Origin of the sequence: uncultured Aquimarina sp. (assembly GCF_947496855.1) — a bacterium.
Classification (GTDB): Bacteria; Bacteroidota; Bacteroidia; order Flavobacteriales; family Flavobacteriaceae; genus Aquimarina.
In genome coordinates this window covers 87,360-107,069 of record NZ_CANMED010000007.1, presented here as the reverse complement: position 1 = coordinate 107,069, position 19,710 = coordinate 87,360, and the positions used below count along the sequence as shown (strand labels likewise).

Annotated in this window: 17 protein-coding genes and 1 tRNA gene; all 18 read right to left on the bottom strand. The window is 32.8% G+C overall.

Translation table 11 applies throughout. The features are described 5' to 3' along the window. Positions 1 to 169 precede the first annotated feature (169 nt). Positions 170 to 763 carry a 3'-5' exonuclease gene (locus Q0921_RS19990; RefSeq protein ID WP_299260060.1) on the bottom strand — a complete coding sequence of 198 codons (594 nt, stop codon included), beginning with the start codon at positions 761 to 763 and terminating at the stop codon, positions 170 to 172. 58 nt (positions 764 to 821) lie between these two features. Further along, entirely contained in the window at positions 822 to 1,370 is a 549-nt protein-coding gene (locus tag Q0921_RS19985) for a hypothetical protein (RefSeq protein WP_299260058.1), read from the bottom strand. A 54-nt stretch (positions 1,371 to 1,424) separates the two neighbouring features. Then, the gene (locus Q0921_RS19980; RefSeq protein ID WP_299260056.1) at positions 1,425 to 1,979 is read right to left on the bottom strand and encodes a hypothetical protein; all 555 of its coding nucleotides are present in this window, start codon (positions 1,977 to 1,979) and stop codon (positions 1,425 to 1,427) included. A gap of 4 nt (positions 1,980 to 1,983) precedes the next feature. Beyond that, the gene (gene prfH, locus Q0921_RS19975; protein WP_299260054.1) at positions 1,984 to 2,679 is read right to left on the bottom strand and encodes a peptide chain release factor H; all 696 of its coding nucleotides are present in this window, start codon (positions 2,677 to 2,679) and stop codon (positions 1,984 to 1,986) included. Between the two features lie 238 nt (positions 2,680 to 2,917). Further along, the gene (locus Q0921_RS19970; protein ID WP_299260052.1) at positions 2,918 to 4,309 is read right to left on the bottom strand and encodes an RtcB family protein; all 1,392 of its coding nucleotides are present in this window, start codon (positions 4,307 to 4,309) and stop codon (positions 2,918 to 2,920) included. Beyond that, a complete protein-coding gene (locus tag Q0921_RS19965; RefSeq protein ID WP_299260050.1) occupies positions 4,294 to 4,983 on the bottom strand; it encodes a hypothetical protein in 690 nt (229 codons plus the stop codon). The genes Q0921_RS19970 and Q0921_RS19965 overlap by 16 nt, the downstream gene beginning before the upstream one ends. Positions 4,984 to 5,898: 915 nt before the next feature. Next, positions 5,899 to 9,033, bottom strand: a complete 3,135-nt coding sequence (locus Q0921_RS19960; RefSeq protein WP_299260048.1) for a TonB-dependent receptor — start codon at positions 9,031 to 9,033, stop codon at positions 5,899 to 5,901. A 160-nt stretch (positions 9,034 to 9,193) separates the two neighbouring features. Continuing rightward, positions 9,194 to 9,883 (bottom strand): DUF2064 domain-containing protein, encoded by a 690-nt coding sequence (locus Q0921_RS19955; protein ID WP_299260046.1) that lies wholly within the window; start codon positions 9,881 to 9,883, stop codon positions 9,194 to 9,196. 93 nt (positions 9,884 to 9,976) lie between these two features. Continuing rightward, positions 9,977 to 10,849, bottom strand: a complete 873-nt coding sequence (locus Q0921_RS19950; RefSeq protein WP_299260044.1) for an aldose 1-epimerase family protein — start codon at positions 10,847 to 10,849, stop codon at positions 9,977 to 9,979. A gap of 62 nt (positions 10,850 to 10,911) precedes the next feature. Then, positions 10,912 to 11,574, bottom strand: coding sequence for a hypothetical protein (locus Q0921_RS19945; RefSeq protein ID WP_299260042.1), 663 nt, complete (start codon positions 11,572 to 11,574; stop codon positions 10,912 to 10,914). A gap of 211 nt (positions 11,575 to 11,785) precedes the next feature. Next, positions 11,786 to 12,016 carry a hypothetical protein gene (locus Q0921_RS19940; protein WP_299260040.1) on the bottom strand — a complete coding sequence of 77 codons (231 nt, stop codon included), beginning with the start codon at positions 12,014 to 12,016 and terminating at the stop codon, positions 11,786 to 11,788. 121 nt (positions 12,017 to 12,137) lie between these two features. Further along, entirely contained in the window at positions 12,138 to 13,532 is a 1,395-nt protein-coding gene (locus tag Q0921_RS19935; protein ID WP_299260038.1) for an RtcB family protein, read from the bottom strand. A gap of 86 nt (positions 13,533 to 13,618) precedes the next feature. Next, positions 13,619 to 14,035, bottom strand: a complete 417-nt coding sequence (locus Q0921_RS19930) for a hypothetical protein (RefSeq protein WP_299260036.1) — start codon at positions 14,033 to 14,035, stop codon at positions 13,619 to 13,621. After that, positions 14,032 to 15,096 carry a nucleotidyltransferase domain-containing protein gene (locus Q0921_RS19925; RefSeq protein WP_299260034.1) on the bottom strand — a complete coding sequence of 355 codons (1,065 nt, stop codon included), beginning with the start codon at positions 15,094 to 15,096 and terminating at the stop codon, positions 14,032 to 14,034. Before Q0921_RS19925 ends, Q0921_RS19930 begins: the two co-directional genes overlap by 4 nt. 72 nt (positions 15,097 to 15,168) lie before the next feature. Beyond that, the gene (locus tag Q0921_RS19920; RefSeq protein WP_299260033.1) at positions 15,169 to 15,906 is read right to left on the bottom strand and encodes a nucleotidyltransferase domain-containing protein; all 738 of its coding nucleotides are present in this window, start codon (positions 15,904 to 15,906) and stop codon (positions 15,169 to 15,171) included. 128 nt (positions 15,907 to 16,034) lie between these two features. Then, the gene (locus Q0921_RS19915; protein WP_299260031.1) at positions 16,035 to 16,673 is read right to left on the bottom strand and encodes a hypothetical protein; all 639 of its coding nucleotides are present in this window, start codon (positions 16,671 to 16,673) and stop codon (positions 16,035 to 16,037) included. A gap of 264 nt (positions 16,674 to 16,937) precedes the next feature. Continuing rightward, a complete protein-coding gene (locus Q0921_RS19910; RefSeq protein ID WP_299260029.1) occupies positions 16,938 to 19,181 on the bottom strand; it encodes a hypothetical protein in 2,244 nt (747 codons plus the stop codon). Positions 19,182 to 19,361: 180 nt separating this feature from the next. Next, positions 19,362 to 19,486, bottom strand: a tRNA-OTHER gene (locus Q0921_RS19905). Positions 19,487 to 19,710: the final 224 nt, after the last annotated feature.

Genomic DNA, 19,710 nt, shown 5'->3' with positions numbered 1-19,710 from the left:
TGAAGTTTTTTAGGGGTTTTTTTGTTAGTAGTTAGATAAGTTACCTAAAAAATAGATTAAAAACATCTTTTTGAATTAAATAATCGATGAAATACACGTAATTTCTTACAAATTATTGTAAGATTGTAACTACTTTACTGTAAAGCCATTAACATAATATTATTAAAATTTAACAATTTATATTTGTTTGAATTTTCCCTCTATGTGATTTCTGTCTAATTTGGGTAATACACCAATTCAAAATTTTAGTAATATTTTTTGCGTCATCGATACCTCTGTGATGTGTTCCTTCTAATGAAATATTTAGCATTTCTAATGCTCCTTTCATTCCTGCTTTTTTTCTTAGTCCTTTAGTTTCTGTAAATAGCTCTTTTACATTAATGTGGTTTTTTGACAGAGGGTATTCTATTTCTTGGAAATTGCATTGTTTTTTCATCATATTTAGATCGTATTGACCATAACTTGCCCAAGTATGTTGATGTCCTTGATATTCTGTTCTTAGCATTTCACAAGCTTCTGTAAATGAGATTCCTTCTTGATCTAGCAATTCTGTAGTAATAGTTGTTAATTCTGTACAGAAAGAACTTACTTCGGATCGTTTAGGTTTAATTAAAATTCCGCGGTTTTTAGAAATCTCTCTGGTTTCAATATTTAGCAAACAGATTCCTATTTCTATGATTTCATTTACTTGTCCTTTTGGTATGGGGCCGTTCCAGCAAGTAGCTTCTAGGTCAATAACTAGTATTGTATTTGTTATTTTCATTTTAATCTCTTTTAAACCTATCAGTCCTTAAATATAGACTGATAGGCTTGGTTTATTTTTATGTTTTTGGAATAGTCACTAATTCCTCTCTATCTAAAGGATCTGTGTTTTGATCCAATAGTTTGATTGTAGCTTGTACCGCCCAGCATTTGTCACTAGAAAGTATATTAGAATATAAACCTAATAAGTAAGAAGGTTCTACGATGCTCCATCCTTTTGCGGTGCGATGTGGAATATCAGATTTTACGAAAAAATCTATAGTGATTCTTACATGTTTTTCATCTTCTGTGATCACAGTTTTTTCATAGCGTCTAAAGTTCTCATCACTTGGTAGGTTGTCATAGCGCGTCCATACTTTTAGAAAATCATTTTCTAGTAGTATACACATAACCTGAGCTACGTGTTTAGGATTAACAAAAAGATCAATGTCTTTATGATCGTGTGCATGTTTATATTCTATATGACCTATTGGTGATAGAAAATGCCAAGCCCAACCTCCAGATAGAATAACTAAATCTTTAAGAGGGATTAGTATTTGTAATGCATATTGGATTCTATAGCTTGGCCATAGTTCTCCATATCTTTTTTTATTATGTGGAGCTCCCATGATTATTGTTTTTTAGACCTGTCAGGTTTTAAAAACCTGGCAGGTCTGGTTAGATTATTTCTTTTTCTTCTTCGCTTTTTTAGAAGATTTCTTGGCATTCTTACCTTTTTTCTTTTTACTCTTCTTCTTTTTGGGCATTTTATCTTTTATTCTTTTTTCTTCGCCTTCGATATTGCTTATGTAATAATTGTTATAAGCGAATTCTTTAGCTGTTTTTAGAACTTTAAGTGCCTTTTTGTATTTCTTTTGTTGTTCGAATAGAATACCTTTTAAAAAATATAAAACCGCTTTGTCTGTGCCTTTTATGGTGAGGGCAAAGTCAATTAGTTTCTTTGCTTCTTCATAATCTTCATTCCAAAGTAGTACACTGATATAATTTGGATACACTTCTAAGGCATACATATCTTCTGCCAAAGCTTCCTGGTAATATTCTTTTGCGGTTTCATAATTGCATAATTTTTCAGCATAAATCTGTCCCATTAAACAAAGGGCTATTGAATTTTTATCATCGTATGACAATGCATAATTCAATGACTCTACGGCTTCTTCTAAATTATATGGATATGCATCCAATGCCTGAAATAGGTATTTGTCTAGTAAATTTCCCATGATGTTAGTTTTTTAATTCGTTACGTAAATCTTTTTTTAATTGTTGTCGATTTGACGCATACGATTGTTTCTTATGTTTTTTCTTAAAATCAGTACCCTTAAATATTCTAATTGGGTTACCCCGCTGTATATTCAAGTGATTTTCCCATTGGTCATCTAGTGACCTTTGTATTTTGGTAAGTTGATTTTGATGTATTTTTTCTTTTAATCGTTCTATAGCGATTTTTTTATTTTGATGCTGTGATCTGCTATCCATGACTACTACTTGATCCCCCGTTGGATTATAAGTAGCACGTACGGCAGAATTTACTTTGTTTACATTTTGGCCGCCAGGACCTGAACTTCGCATTGTCTGAAAAGAAATATCTTTTTCATTTAGCACTGTTAGTACAGTCTGTTTGACTTCATACATTCCGATGAACCAGTTTTTTCTTTTATGGTGTTTTCGAAATTTAGAAGTTCCAATCCATTGAATAGTTCCTAACCACAATGCTAAAAAAGGTTTTATTTCTTTTCCTTGTAGCTGTATGGTTGCAGATTGTACGGTTCCATTTTCAGAACCTTTGTCTCTCTGCAGTATGCTGTATGTATATCCGCTATTTTTAATTTCTTCAAGAAATAGTTTTAATACCTGCGCTACTACCCAGCAACATTCTGCGGGTCCTCTTCCGGCCGTTATTTGAATTATTTTAGTTTTCATTTGTTTTTCTGTTATAGACTTGTCAGTCTGCCTAGACAGACTAACAGGTCTGATTTTTTGTTTACGTTAAGGATTACTCATTGATTCTTATTGTTTTAAGAAATCGTGAATACTCTGTATTTAAGGCGGCATCATTTTTTACTCTTTCTCGATACACCTTGCTTTAAGCAAGGCACTCGAACTGACGTAAAAAAGATACAGCCGAAAGCCCGACCCAAAGGGTAACGCCCAAATCATCTTACTTATCCATTCGCACGATTTTTGGTGTGAATGTTCCGACTACCTCAACTAATTCTTGTTGATTGGCCATTACTTTAGTAATATCCTTATAGGCCATAGGTGCTTCATCGATTCCTCCACCTATCAGTGTGACATCATTTGCTTTTAATTGTTTTTTGATGTCACTTTTGGTGAATTTCTCTTTACACTTTCTTCTGGAATGTAATCTTCCAGCTCCGTGTGATGCGGATTGCAAACTTTCTGGGTTTCCTAATCCTCTTACTATAAATCCTGGTGCCGTCATAGATCCCGGAATAATTCCTAACTCGCCCTTGGCGGCTGGAGTAGCTCCTTTTCTATGAACAATACATTCCTCGCCGTTGACTTCTTGTTTCCAAGCAAAATTGTGATGATTCTCAATTTTGGCAACAGGTCTTGATCCTAATAATTTTCCGATTCTGGCGTGAATATCATCGTGGCATGCTTGCGCATAATCTCCGGCAAGATTCATTGCCAACCAATATTCCTGACCATCGTGTGTATTTAGATCCAACCAAGCTAATTGTTGCACATGTTTTGGTAATGGACATTGTTTGGTTGCTAAATAGGTATAGTGTTTTGCAATATTGGCTCCCAATCCTCGAGATCCACTATGCGATAATACACCTATATAAGTTCCTATATCTAATCCCCATTCATTCGCTGTATCTGTAATAGCTACAGTTCCAAATTCTACAAAATGATTACCACCACCAGAGGTTCCTAATTGCTTATAAGCTTTGTCTTTTAGTCTTTTTACTAATGGAATATTTTTAAACTCCTCTCGTTCAAAGACCTCGTGATCATGCTTTATTTTATGGGTTTCATACATTCCGAATTTGGTGTGTTCAGACAATATGTTTTCCAATTGATGCTTTTTTCCTTTTAAATAAGAGATAGCAATGGGATAAATAGTTAAACACATTCTGCATCCGATATCTACTCCTACGCCATAAGGAATCACTGCTTTTTTTGTGGCAAGTACTCCGCCAATTGGTAACCCATAGCCACTATGTGCATCTGGCATTAACGCCCCAGCAACTGCTACTGGTAATTTTAGTGCATCATACAATTGGTATTTTGCCTGGTCATCGATTTCATTTTCTCCATAGATTTGAAACGGTGATCTGATAGTTTTTAAAGCATGTTTTTTTACGTCCACTGGCTTTATCAAACTCTCGGCAATCTTACCCCAGACTCCATCACCTTGATAAGCTTCTGGATTTAATAATACTTTTTTAGCTTCTATTAATATTTGTTCTTTTTTTACTCTTTTTTGATATCGATTAATCTGACCCAATGTCACATTAATACTGTTGTTTTTTGGAAAGCCTAATTTGATTAAGTCTTTTCCGCTTAATTTCTTTCCCATGATATTTCTTCTTTTAGAATTTCTGGAATCTTATATTTTTTCAGATCCCTTAGTTTGCTATTAATTTTTAGCTTTTCTTTTTTAGCTTTTGAAATTTGCCAATAATCTCTCCAGTTATATTGCTTTTGTACCTCTTCGAAGTATCCATTTTTCAACAACTGTTGCTCTATCAATGCATCTTCACTTTCTAGTTTTGGATCAATTCGTTTACTATGCGTGACATACGCTTTAGTAAATTTGATCTTATATGTACCTTTGGGAAGGTTGACATAAAACCGAAGCTTTAGTTTCTTCTCCTTGGTATAATATCTAAAAGGAACACACATTCTTTGTGCACCATCGCTAAGCTTATTAAAAGATCTAGGGCTTATAGTTGGTAATTCTTTGTTAATTAAATATTTTGAAGTTTCATGAAGCCAATTTTTCTCGGCTTCTTGTTTAGTTCTTCCCCAAAATGATTTTTCTAACTTTTTGTGTAATTCTTCAATGTATTCTTGATTTTTATATTTTTCTACATTTTTAGTGATTACAGATTCCTTAAACCAACCGTGACGAATAGGCTTTTCTAATTTTATATATCCTAGATTTCGTTGTTCTTCCCAAATGTTACGCTGTCTTTTTTGAATACGACGAATTTCTTTTTGTCTTTGGCTTTTAATATGTGCCGGTTTCATTAGACATTCTATTTAATTCATAATTGTCTTACTAATGATTCCAGCAGATCTCTTGATCACCGAAACCCTAACTGTTATGGTTATAAAATTTCATTTGACTGTTGTTTGAAAATTAATGTTTGTTGATTTTGTTTTTTTCGGAAAGAATTATACGTAACGACATTTCAATAGTACTCCATTGGACTCGCTGAAAGAGTTCAATGCTACGATTGAATGTGTTTTAAGTTACTGGAAATAAAAAATCCGAAACTTTATTTTGGCTTCGGACTTTATATCAAACTGTTATAATCAGTTTATGAGTTATAGAAGTCCCGAAGCGTATACATAAAAGAACCTCGTTCTCTTAAAGTATCTGTGTATATGTTTGTAAAGGTCATAGTACTTCGGTTATTAATGTTTTTATATTTTGTTGCTGCACTTCGACAAGCTCAGTGTCGATATTGCGGTGCAAATATGAAATCTATTTTTTAAGTATGCAAATTATTTTTGAATTTATTTTATTGATTATCAGTTAGTTATATTTGTTTGTAGGCAAAGAAACCCCTGTTCGTTTGGTAACGAATATTAATCTTTTAGCTAACTAACTGTAGTTCTTATGAGTATCGTTCAAATAACATTTTATTGAATATTCATAGTTTCTGAAAAATAATACATAAAAAAAGCGTCCAATTTTTTTGGACGCTTTTTAGAATATATTTTTTTCTAGTTTTTTATCTATGCTTTCGATTCGAAAACAGCTTTACAGCGTCCTTTTTTATGTGTACAAAATAGATTCATAGATATTTAAAACTTGTTTTTTGTTCTTATTTATAGTGCAAATATGAGTTTAATATTAAATAAGTTCCAAATTTTAGGAATAATTCATTTTGATTCTGAATAAGATTACAATGTTGGAATTCACTTAGGACACGATTTTTAAAACCCATATTTAATACCGATTTGTGCTCTCCATCTAGAATTTTGTAAATCTATGTTCCACGGTTGTTCATCTGGATCGATATTAAATTGGTATTGTGGTTGTTCATTTTCTATTCCTACAAAATTGAGTAAACTGAAACTAGAATTAACTACATTAGGCACGAATACCAGGCGTCCCCAATCACGATTAATAAAATTAAATACATTTAGCATATCTAAAGATACTGTGATATGATGTCCATTTTTTAGTTGTTTTCCATATTGCAGTTTCATATCTAATTCGTGATTCCAAGGAGTTTTGGCCCCATTTCTTTCTACATAATTACCTCTTCGACTTCTTAAATAAGAATTGTTTTCGATATAATTATTTAATTGTTGCCATTGTTGATTTGTTGTACTAGTAACAATGCCATCACTATCTACAATATCTACTAACTGTATTTCTGATTGATCTCTAGGTACATAGATTAGGTCATTTCTAGAAGAACCATCTCGATTAGGATCTCCCTGATAAACAAAGGAGTATGGACTTCCGGAGCGACCATTATATAAAAATGAAACCCCTACTGAATGCGTTTTTCCGAAATTAACATCATAAGAATGTGTTGATACTATTTTATGTCTTAGATCAAAATTAGAAAAGGAAATGGCAGGTTCATTCCCAAAAATAGCCTGATTCCATTCGAAGTTAGCGGCTGGAGAACTTCTAACGGTACTCGAGATATCTTTACTTTTACCATACGTATATCCTACAGTTCCTCTATAATTCCCTATTCTTTTAGAAACATTTGCTGTTATATTGTAACGGTACCCTTTATCTGTATTGGTTAATAGAAATACATTAGTAAAATTTGGATTGATTTTTATATCCTCACCTGTTTGTAAAAAGTAAGGACGGTTGTCCGCACCATCAAAATTTCCAAGTTCATTTCTACGATTAATCGATTGAAAAAATAACCCGTTCAATATTTCAGTGTATGTTCCTTCTACGGTTACTGTCCATTTATGAGGAAGCTTTGCTTCAAAAGCTATATTCGTTTTCCATTCTCTAGGTAATGCAAAATCAGTATCAATTAGATTAATTTCGGTAAGATTTGGTTGTACACTCCGCAAATCGGCTAGATTTTCAGTAAGTGGAGTTGTATCAGTTGGTCGCAAATCAATATTGAAATATTCAGTTCCTGATATATATTCTACATAGGCGAACCACAAGTAAGGAATTCTACCAGAAAATAATCCGGTGCCTCCACGTAATTTGTACTTATTATCCGTATCCAAGGAGTAATTGAATCCTATTCGAGGATTGAATTGTGGTGCATTGGAGATCTTATTATCAAATTGACTAAACTCTGGAGTATTTAATACTTCCTGACTGATTGGTAAATCACTTGGCAGAAACTGTGCATCAAGTCGAATACCTGCGGTAACAGAAAATTGGTTAGAAACTCTAAATTGATCTTGTATGTATAACGCAGTCTCTATAACAGAAACGGTAGCAGATGGACGGCTAGTCACAAAATTAAAATCATTATTATTAATATTGTATACACCGCGTACACGACTTGGACTATCGTCTAGAAAGTCCTGAACAGATCGATATTCCCAACGTCCGTTCCAAGCAGATAAGAATCCGTAATCTACATCGTGAAATTGCGCTAGTCCACCTGCGGTAATTGTATGTTTTTGCGAAGTATATGATATTTTATCTGCTAATTGTAAGGTAGAAAAGTCAGTGCTGTATACCGAAGCTTCTCGATAGGTTCCTGCAAATATGCGATTACTAGAATTAGAAGCTATTTGGATATGTGGAAATACTCGACCATCAAAATCTCTATCTTCTTTTACGGTATTATATCCTAATGTAAGTTGATTCGTAATTCCATTAGTAAGATTAGATTTTAACTCTAGTGCTAAACTATTAGCAATACTGTTATGACGGTATCCTTGATTTCCAAAATTAAATATAGAAGAGCTCCATTCTAAATTATCGGCAAAACTGTTTACATAGTTATTTCGTAATGTAATTTTATGTTGATCTGATAGGTTATAATCTAGTCGAGCAAATATTTTGGTACTAGCAGTTTTAATTGAAGCGTCTGTAAAGGAACCTGGATCATAATTATATGCTGAGCGTAAACGATCCGAAATTAACTGTACATCTTCTGAGGAAATATTAGAGGTTGCGCTACCGGGAGCGTTCAATACCGGATTATCAGACAGAGCCTGCTCTACATTTACATAATAAAATAACTTGTCTTTTATAATTGGGCCACCGATTCCACCACCAAACTGAATATCATAAAAATTAGCACTTTCTTGTTTGATTCCATCAGCATAGTTTCCTAATAAGAGCTGATTGTTTCCATAACCATATACTTCTGCTTTTGAGGTGTTGGTGCCATTTTTAGTTACTAAATTAATACTTGCACCACTAAAATTACCGATACTTACATCGAATGGAGCTAGTTTTACGGAGAGTTCTTTTACGGCGCCCAGCCCAATTGGTTGGGTTCTGGAGAGACTTCCTGGTGTTCCGTTGGCAGAAGATCCAGCGGCACCACTTGCGGGTTCCTGAAAACCTATGACATCATTATTAGCAATACCATCGATATTAAGATTATTAAACCGATTGCTAGCGCCGCCAAAAGAATTAAGGTTGTTTTCTGTTAGGTTTTTAGTAAGATCCTGAATACTTCTACTAATCGTTGGAGTAGTTCTGAGTTCTCGTTTTCCTAATAAAGTTTCATTGCCGTTTTTTTGATTTTTAGAAGAACCGGTGATTACTACTGCTTCTAGAGACACACTATCCTCGGACATCACAAAGTTTTTTATGGTTGTATTTCCCAATTGGATGGTGACATTCTCTTCTATTACGGTCTGAAAACCAACATATGAAATATGTAATTTATAGGTATTAGAGGGAGATAGATTTGTGATAATATAAAAACCATTTTCTTCGGAAATAGTTCCGTATTTATAATTGGTAGAAACATCAATACATTGAATGGTCGCAAAGGGTATTGGGTTATTCTGTGTATCTGTAAGGGTTCCCTGAAGCGTTCCGGTAGTTTCTTGGGAAATAGACATATAGGGTATGATACATACAAAAATGACTTTAAGAAGAAGTTTCATAAATTAAATTTGATACTATAATTAACCTTATGAAAAGATGTGTGTCAGAATGCTGAAAAAAAGAATCAAACGCACCGATTCACTACTTTTTCGCAGGAAAACTGTTCTTGTTTTTTAAATTAAATAGGTAATGTGATATTTGATAAATATCCTTTATGAACTAATAAGTATGACTAGGAGATCCTTTATTATAATATGTTTCCTTGAAAACATAAAATTGAAGTATATGTAGTGTAGCAACTGTCTTTTTTTCTTTTTGAAGTATTCTTTGTAGTACACTTCGCAATTTTTTTAATAGAAATGGAAGTGTTTTATAGATACTGATGATATCAGAAAAATGATCTAAATCGTATAAAAAACTTAATTGAAAGATTGATTTTTTATATGACTCTAGATAGGTGTAAATTTCCTGTCTTACTTCAGAAGTATTCCAAGAAAACCCTCTAAATTTTTGATGGTCAAACATTTCTTTCTGCAGCCCCATGAGATAGAAACCACCGTCAAAAGAAGGACCAATAACAGATTGTCCTTGTTGTAGTGTATCTATTGCTTTAGAAAGGTGTGTTGTATTTAGATTGGGAGTATCATTACCTATAGTAATTATAGCATCATAACCCTTATCATAAATATCTTTAATAGCGTTTGTAAAACGTTCACCAAAACTAGTTCCAATTTGTTCTTGTTCACTATATATATAATAATCAAGTCCTGTCTTCTTAACAATGTTATGTATACGTGATGTAAGATTTTGTTGCAATAAAGTATTACGAAGGAAAGGTTTCCTTCTAATTTCTTCTTCTTGTGAAAGAGCAAAAATTAAAACAGCAATATGTTTTCTAGTATGAGTCAAAAATCAGTCGTAATATCGAGAATGTTATACTAAGTCTATATAAAAATGTGAAGCTTACAAAAACCTTAGGTTTTATTTATAAAGCATCATATTTTATCCTATAGTTATGGTATAACTACTTTCATGAACTTCTTCTTTATTCAGTTTTTGAATTCCTTCTTTCTCTTCAATATTTTGAGTTGTTTCCTCTATGTCCGCATATCCCAGCCAAGGTTCTATACAGACATATGGCGCTTTGTGTTTTGCCCAAATACCAAGATCAGGAAAGTCATTAAAATCAATTGATAATACAGAACCATTTGTTTTATGAGTGAGGGTTGCTTTTTTCGCGTTGATATTTTTGAAGATTAAAGCGTCTTTATCAAAAAGGGTATCAGTAAGCCAAATTTTATGATTATCAATTATAGAAACTGTATTCTTAGAAATAAGTCCTTGATCATTTAGAACATAACTTTTAGGATTTTTTGTTTTCTCTAGGGAAATATAATAATCATCATACCTTTCTGAATCATCTAAAGGACAATTAAAAGCTGGATGTCCTCCAACCGAAAAAAACATGGTTTCTGAACCATTATTCTCTATGATATGAGAAACAACGATCTGATTGTTGATAAGTTCAAAACTAATCGTGAAATTGAATTTGAATGGATAGCTACTCAAGGTTTCTTCGGACGAAGATAGAGAGAATGAAGCCTTAGTTTTCGAATTCTGAGTCCCTATAACATTTTTATTATATCGTATAAATCCATGTTTTGGCAATGCATAGCTTTTTTCTTTATACGTGTATGTCCCATTTTTTAACCCACCAATAATAGGAAAAAGCACTGGAGCCTGACTTGCCCATATAGCGGGATCTCCTTGCCATAGAAATTCTCTGTTATCTTTTTTGGTTTTGACGCTTGTGAGTTCTGCTCCTGTAGTATCAATACGAACTATTAATTCATTGTTTTCTATGGTGTGGATCATGTAAGTATTATGATTGGTTAATGGTTCGTACAAAGGTAAAGAAAGAAGTTACATATATGAACCTATAGGAAAGGTTCTAAAAACCCAATTAATTTTGTTCCCTCGGCATTCCATCGGATTCCGTGTCCGCTAGGTACTCTAATTTCGTATACAAGTTTGTGTTTATAATGATAGAAGATATTCCACCAGGTTTTATTTGCTATGATTTCTAGAATGCGTTTTTTTACTTTTTGTTCTTTTTCAACGGGATTGCCTCTCATTTCTCCCCAAAAACTATCGGTAGATCTTCCGATATGTTTTTCCCAAGCTCTGGTTGCAATACAGATTTGATCATTAAATGGAGCAAAACAGCTATCCAATAATGTTTCTTTTAATGGAGGAATTGCTTCTTCATTTTTTAAGGTTGCTGAGGTCCATCGTTGTCCAATTAATATCAACAGATATTCGAATGGAGTGATTTCTATGGTTTTTGCCCAATCTTTTGTAGTTGCATGTTTATTTTGTGAAATCTTTTCAAAATTTGAGAACGCTACTGATAACATTGGAGTAATTTCTTCATTAAAATAGGGTAAGGGATAAGCTTCTGGAACTCCAAACTGATTATATTGCTCTAAGTTTTTTACAAAAAGCTGTAGATGTTCTTCCTGTAAGAAACCAGCATGCTGTTCCTTCCAGGAATCTGAAAGGAACAGCATGCTGGTTTGTATGGTTTTATATAGATTCATTTGTTTCTAAATTCTTTTCTTTTTTGCATCGCCCAAAAAAGAAACAAAAAAGTCTAGGCTTACAAAAGTTTGTTTAAATTTATTGTTCAATACCTAAATTTTAGAAACTCGCTACGCTCAAACAGTCTAAAATTTCACGGTATTTTCACTTCAAATTTTACAACAAACTTTTGATAGGCCATTGAAATAAATTTGATTAATTAATCACCCTTTAAAGAATACGATTATTATGCTTCCCACCAAAGTGTCTTTTTATACAATGGAAACTCAATGTCTTCACCTTCGATTTTCCTGCGAAGAATTGTTTTACATTGGTTACGATATTTCCCTCGTAAATATCGACGATACTCCCAAGAATTACTTTTCCACCAAATTTTAGCACTTTTGGTTCTCTTTTTTCTTTTATGACTTGTTTTGTAATTGTAAAGTTTCTTGTTGTCATAAGATTTCATCTGTATTAAATTTTAAGTTAAAAACTTAATACAGGGTTCCTTTTTTAGTTTGCATTTTATAATTTTTAGTTGTCACGCTGAGTCCTTCGAGAGGTTCAGATTGACATATGATTACTTGTTTTTATTTCTTCTCTTCACTCTCCAAGGGGCATTGATCTGAAAATCTCCAGCCATAATACATCCATAAGGCATCACTTCATCAATCACATTACCTAATCCAAACTCTGACATTTGCTCTCTCACGGTTGCAGCATTTTTATATGCACTCGGTAATTCCGAAATATCGATTTCTTTAGAGTAAAATCTAACATCTAGACCTTTGGTTTCGATCTTAAAAATTTCTTCTCTGGTTTGTCCTTCTTTATTTCTTTTATGTTGTGTTCTACTCATATTTCTACCAGCGCCGTGTGGTGCAAATCCAAGATTGTTTGTAGTAGTTGCTCCTTCAACGATCAATACAGGTTCTGCCATGTTTAATGGAATCAATCTTGGCCCCGTAATATCTGGCATAAACTTCGTGTCCAATGGCGTTGCACCTTTGGCATGATAAAATAAATCTCCTTCTTTAAAGACAAAATTATGCTCATTCCAGTATCTATCTTCTGCCTCAATCTCCAACGCTTTTAAGGTTGCATCGTGAATAACTTCGTGATTTAATTTTGTCCATTTTCTGATGGTTTGCAATGCCGACCAGTACGTTTGACCTTCTTCTGTATCAAAAGGAATCCATGCATTTTGCTTTAAAGTATCCGGAGATAAATCTCTTCTGAATTTGTCGGCAATATGCATTCCTTTTTTATACAACCTAGCACCCACACCTCTGGATCCATGATGTGTGATCATCATAGTATTTCCTGTTTTTGCAGAAGTACCGACAAATAAGAAGTGATTACCATCTCCCTGCGTTCCCAGATATTCTTTTGCCATACTAATATCTTTGGCTTCTCTAAGAAAGAAGTTGGATTTAAACGCTGATAACAATTCATCTGGGACATTATATTGTTGTCCTCTTGGTCTTCCTCCAGGCCCAAAATGTGTACTGGCGTGTGCTGCATCTAATACTTTTTTAGGGTCTGCTTTTCCAAAATCGGTTAACATCACAGAACAGCAGATATCTGCACTATGCAATCCTGGGTGAATGGCATTTTTAGCCACGACCACACCACCTACAGGAATCGTTCCCTTAGGACCAGACGGACAGGCATCTGGCATCACAGCTCCATCGACAACTGTTGGTGTTTTCATTAGCTGCTCCATAGAAGTAATTACTGAAGTAACATTGTCTTCTTCTAGTTCATTTTCTGCTTTGATATTGATTTTAAAATCTATTGGTGCTTTATGTAATTCCTGGATAGGAGGCATTTTATATTGTTCTAAATATGCGTGCATTGCTTCATCAGCCAATTGATGTGTATTGATATGTTCAATCGCTTCTGGAAACCACTTCCCAGACCTGAACCCTAAATCAATCAATGTTTTCCCTGTGATGTTTATTTTATTTTTCATGTTGTTTCTAATTGATAAAGCAAAGATGAATTGATATTGCGCAATAGTTTTGCGTGGTTTAGATTAATTTATGAAATTTAAAAAGTTTATAAAAATTTTGTTTTTACCTCTTCCCAAACTTTCCTTATATACGGTGTTATTGAAAAGACATTATTAATATCTTCCTCATCCAATAAACTCCAATATCTAATTATAGAATAGTGAAGAAAACATTCTTTTTCTAGTATGATTTTACATATGTTCCAGTTCTTTTCAGTTTCCGAATTAAAATTGGAAATACCATCATCGAACGAAGAAATAATTAATCCCATTAAGGTGAACTTATCATCATCATCGTCTAATTCTCTTTGGTAAAATTTCAAAAAATAATCTACTCTATCAAAATCTGAAAACACAAATTCCCAATCTTGCATAGTATTATCCCAGTGAATACCTAATCTTTTCCCCAGTTTTTCTTCTGAAACTCCACTGGGATATCGTATATATCGCTCTTGCGAATTCATCTATTCTTTTTTGAATAAAATTTATTTCTAGTATTCACCAATACATCATTTACTTTTGCTAAATCAGGCCTTTCCATCAAATTAGATTCATTATATAAAATATCTAAACTTTTCTTAAGCTGCTCAACTTTGTTTACCAAATAATCATATTCAAAATCTCCATTTTTGATTCGTAATAAATACTCTCGATCTGATCTTCGAACATGTACTGTACCTTCTTTTGCTATTTCCTCCGCCATGTGTAATAATCGAAAGGTATGCATCATATTTTTGGTATCATAGTTCTTCCCGTGAGCTACATTATTATTATAACGTGCTTCATTTCGTTTTTCCACCCAAGTCCAATATTCTTTATATTTTTTGCAGTAAGATGAATATCCGTCGACATTAAAATATAGCATGGCAATTGGTTGTTCTTCTTTGGGAACTGAACTTAGGCAAACTTCATTTGCGTTTTCTCTTGCAATTCCCTGGTATTCTTTTTCCTCACCATAAAATAAATTATAACAATCCTTCATATGTGGGATTTTAACCAATCCACAGTTAGCAATTTCCAAATCACTTTTAGTCAAAAACTCTTTACATGTTAAAGATTGTTTGTTGGTTCTAATATAGCAGAAATCGATTACAGATTTTCGTTCTTTATCTACCGGATTTGCAATCTTTTTGTTAAGTCCTCTGGCTTTTTTGATTTGAGTGTATGCATAATTTGCAAACGTATTTTTGCAAAGCTTAGAGAGAAAGTATTCCATTTTAATTTGATCAAAAATGGGATGTTTCTTTAAAACACACGCTTCTGGAATATTTAATAATTCTAATATATTAGGATTGTTTTTGTATAACAATTCAATAAACTTCCGTAGTTCATAATATACGATATCATTTGTTTCATTATTAATTTGTCCTGTATACTCAAGTGAATAGAATTTTTCTTTAGGTAGGATAAATACACCTCTGATATCTGTGTCAGAGGTAGCTGTATCCAAACCATATGCTCGACTGCCGCTAATACATTCGAATATGATATTTCCTGAAGCTTTCAGTTCTGCTATGGTTTTCATTTTATTAGTATTGGTTTGTCACACTGAGCCTGTCGAAGTATAATTGGTCTTCGACAAGCTCAGGCTGACAAATTAATTTTCGGTGATGCTTTTAAATAAAAATGCATCGATTCTTTCATGATCAGGTTTCCCTGATGTCAATGATTTAGCAAAGCTATTATTGGTTGCGATGGTTTTAGATATATACGCTATTACTTTTTCATTTCTAGTATGGATATAGCTTTCATCATTTCTAGATTTAATTTCCATTAAATTTTCGATCTCATTTGCTATATCATCTGATACTAAAGATAACATTTCACTAAATACTACTGGAGGCATTGTTTTATGCTCTAATATCCATTTGCCAGCTAGGCAAGTTCGTAATGCATAAAATAAACTCTTTAATTTTATTGTTTTTCCGATTAATTTCTCTTCATATTTTTTACTCATACTTAAATAATGAAACATACAAGAAATAGGAGAGAAGCATTCAGAAGCGATACTTCTTAATTCCGAAACAACGGTATCTTCTCCAAGATATAATATTGGCGAGAATAGATGTTCAATAGCTGGAACATTGGATTTTTTAAGTAGTTGTAGACTTTTGCGTAATTCCCATCCTACAGCATCAAAATCTCCATCCATAATATCTATATTGTCTCGTTTTTCAGATACCGAAAGATACCATTCCAATGGTTTTGTATACAGGAAGCGGACATCATAGTCGCTATCAGGCGATGCAAAACCCCAAGCTCTACTTCCTGATTCACAAGCGTAGTTTATTTTTACATCTCGTTCTTCTTCTAATTTTCTTAATCTTGTTTTCATCTTTATTTTAATTACAATACAAAGAAAAATTATTATTACGCAAAGATTTTACGTAGTAATAAAATAATATAAAAAAATCCTCAAATGAAAATGATCACTTGAGGATTACGTTTTTTTTGAATTACGTTTTACTGTCTGATAAAAATCTTTAAGTCATCGCTTTTTTTCATTGCATAAGAAAGTGATTTGTTACTAAATGATTTCTCTGGTTTATAATTGGTAAGTGATAATACATTGGGTAATTTCATATCCCAAGAACCTGATTTTTTGCTTTCACCAGGAACAATCATCACTACATGACCATAGGTCTCGGCTGTATCGATAATCAATGCTAATCCACCTCTATTAGTATGTGCTAAAGCTTGATTTATAGTTTCTTGATTTACGGTTCCTAATTGCAACCAATTCTTAGATCGTTCTGCAATAGGGTGAATACTATCATATATTACATATCCTAATTTGGAATCATTAAACTCTGTAAGATCAAAAGCTTTTGTAATTGTTTTGGTAATGCTATTCCTGCAGTCATTTCGTTCTGTAGCAGTTTTTTTACAGGTGATAAAGTTTTCTACTTCTAAAGCTAAATCTAGACTTGTAAGTTTAATACTTGAATTGATTGAGCCTGTACTATTCGTTTTAGAATCTTTGTCTTTGGTGTTTTGTACAGATTCTGTTTCGTTTTTTGAATCAGTAGTTTTTTCTTTTTGATCATCTTTACAAGACATCAAGCAGAGGGTCGATAGAATTAGGAGTAATACTTTTTTCATAGTTGATTAATTTTAGTAATATAATGATAGGGAAATTTTTCTTGGGTTCAAAGTGATCTTTAATTCTAGTATCCAATTATTTAGTGTTCTTTGGAATAATTTTAACTTTATACTAGTAGGGTTTTTTTAGAGAAAACGGTTTACTATATAAAAGTGTTATAAAAATAGAAGATGGTTATGTCTCAATTCATAATCGACTAGTCAGTCGTCGGTGAATATGTTTTAACGCAGAAAACCAGGTTTAGGCCTGGTTTTCTTTTTTAATTAATCTATGAACAGTTGAGTTACCGCCGCAACGTTTATCGCCCATTTTCGAGTATAAATTTCTTCAGCTTCTTTTTCATCCGAAACAATTTCTAGGTTTTGGGCTTCTGCTTTAAGTTCTAATAGATACCCTATATTTAGTTTACTATCTAACTTAGTTAACAAAGCTTCGACACCTTTGGTATCCAAATTTTGAACAATTTGACCACCATAATTCATCTCTAACCAAACAATTTCTCTAGCTTTTACATCTAGAATTCCAAACACTAAACCTTTTGTAAGGCTTTGTGTGATTCTTACCTGATGAATTACACAAGATGGATCATAGGCCACACCACTTTTTTGAGAAATTCTCATAGAATACTTACTATCCATCCAGCCTACAACTAGATCAGGTGAAATACTTCCATTGCTATATGCGTTACATGTAAAAGTTACATATTTTGCATTTCTCTTAGAAAGCTTATTTACATCTATTTCTATATACTCTGCAGTACCAACTTTTTCCGGAATGTGAATAATATCACCACTATGTTTACAACCAGGAATTGTTAACTGAGAATACGAACAAAAATCCGAAGTATCTTCGTAAGACACAGTACAACTTAGATCCATATCTAAGTGTTGTGCTTTTAATCCAGTGCCCCATTGCATAAACAAGCGTACTTTGTTTCCTTCTAATGGGAAACGAGTTCCCATCAATGCAGATGGAAGGTCTTGTACCGTTTCACTTCTATCACCTATTGCTATTGGTATTTTATACAAAGCTTCATCAATAAAAATAGTTTGATTCTTATTTTCACTATTAGCAAATTTCATTTTAATTATTTCGATACAGATATCTTCAATTTTTGATTGCATATCTTTTAATTGTGCATCTGTATAAAATTCCAAGAACTTGTTTGCTGGAATCATTTTATTTGTTCCTCCAAGAGGTTTTACAGCTCTTGTTATCGTTTTGTCAAAATAATTTTTAGCATACATGTTTAATGTAAAAATCAAACGAGCTGGTACTTTATCTACGATATCATGAAAATGTTTTAATGTAATATCAGCTCCAAACCAAAGCATATTAGAAAAAAGCGATCTAGCAAATAAACCAGGACGTTGTTTTAATAACTCGAAGGTTTTTTCAGCATCATATTTTAATCTATAATGATTTACATATCCCTGCCAAACCTCATAATTTTCATTATAGAAAACATCAAGAATTTGGTGTAGATTTTCGAACCCTTTCTTTTTACTATATTCTGCTAATCGCAAAGCTCGGATCATTCGCACCCAAATACCTCTTTTAGGGTGCATCATTTCGCAAAATTTATCGGATGGTATATCCAAAGCATTGATCCAACTAGCAACTCTTTTACATTCTTCTCTTGTATATTTCAGTTTTAATAAAGCTTTCGCTTCCAGTTTAGCTTTACTACTTTTATCAGAAGGAAGATAGATATGACTATTATTATCCTTAGCCCTTTTGATGATAGTTTTAGGTTCTATGATTTGTAAAAAACCCGTATGTTTATACCATAAATATCTAAGAATATCATTAGGGTTTTTAAATAATGATTGAACTTCCTTTTCTTTCCCGTTTTGTATTAAAGCATCGATAACAAGCATTGCAGTTTCCTTAATTCCTATAGTTCCATTTTTAGGAATTGAGAAAGAATTTAGTAAACATTGTAAACTTTCTACCTGAGTAGCATCCAATGCTGTTTTTGATGATAAAAGATCTGTAAATAGTTTATGCAGATCCTTTTCAGTCCAGAGCTCTAATACTTTAAGTTTACTACCTTGTCCAAAGTTTTCTAGTTTTGAAAACTCGAAAGGAGTTCCACAAAAAGGACAACCGTTGTAGCGTTCTAACGGAAATGTATTATTAGGTATTAAGTGACCACAACAAAGGGTTGCACCTTTTTTATCTTTATAAACATTTCCAAAAAAAGTAGCGATATGATCCCAAACATCTTCATTAGTAGGAGTATCCCAACCTTTTACTAACGGAGTCCAGTTTTTATGAACACCTGTAACTTCTTTTAGCATATCCAAAAATTCTAATTTATATGCTGTTGAAAGTGTGTTTAGTACTTTTAGTAAATCTTCAGAAAAGCTAAATCCTAGCTTAGCCACATTAGCGACCAATCCAGCAGTAATCTGGTTAAGTTCTTGTGATTCTTCTGAAATAAGGTTTTCAGGAATGAATACAGCTTGTTGTCGTAAACTGATTTTTAATAAATCTCTTTTCATGTCATTTTTATTTAAAATTAAATAATCAGGTAATTTTACTTCTAATCTTTATCCTAAGTTTGAAGTAAGAAGTAATTGACCTCAATTATATATGGTAATTCAAATACTTTATAACCAATACCTTTCTTTCGAAAGGGCTGGAATCGAACCTGTAGGAGTAAGTATTTGTTGACCATTTTGTGATGCAGGTGGGATTCGAACCCACGACCCTATGGGTGGAAATGGAGTAAGCTTGTTTTGACCAATCTTTTATGATAATTAAAAAACTTTAAGCCATATGCTCTGAACCGCTGAGCTACTGCATCAATAAACAGGTAATTGTAAAAGTTGTTTCAGTTAAAGGTGAATTAGAAGTAACTATTACTTGACCTGTCTTGTTATATGTATGAACGTTTTATTGTTAATTACTCTGCAAATATTTTACAATGCTACGCAGTCTTTTTGCGTAGTAAAAAATAATAATATTTTTTTTGTTTTTTTAATTGTAAAACGGCAAAGCATCTAAATCGATGAACGATCAGTTAGTTGT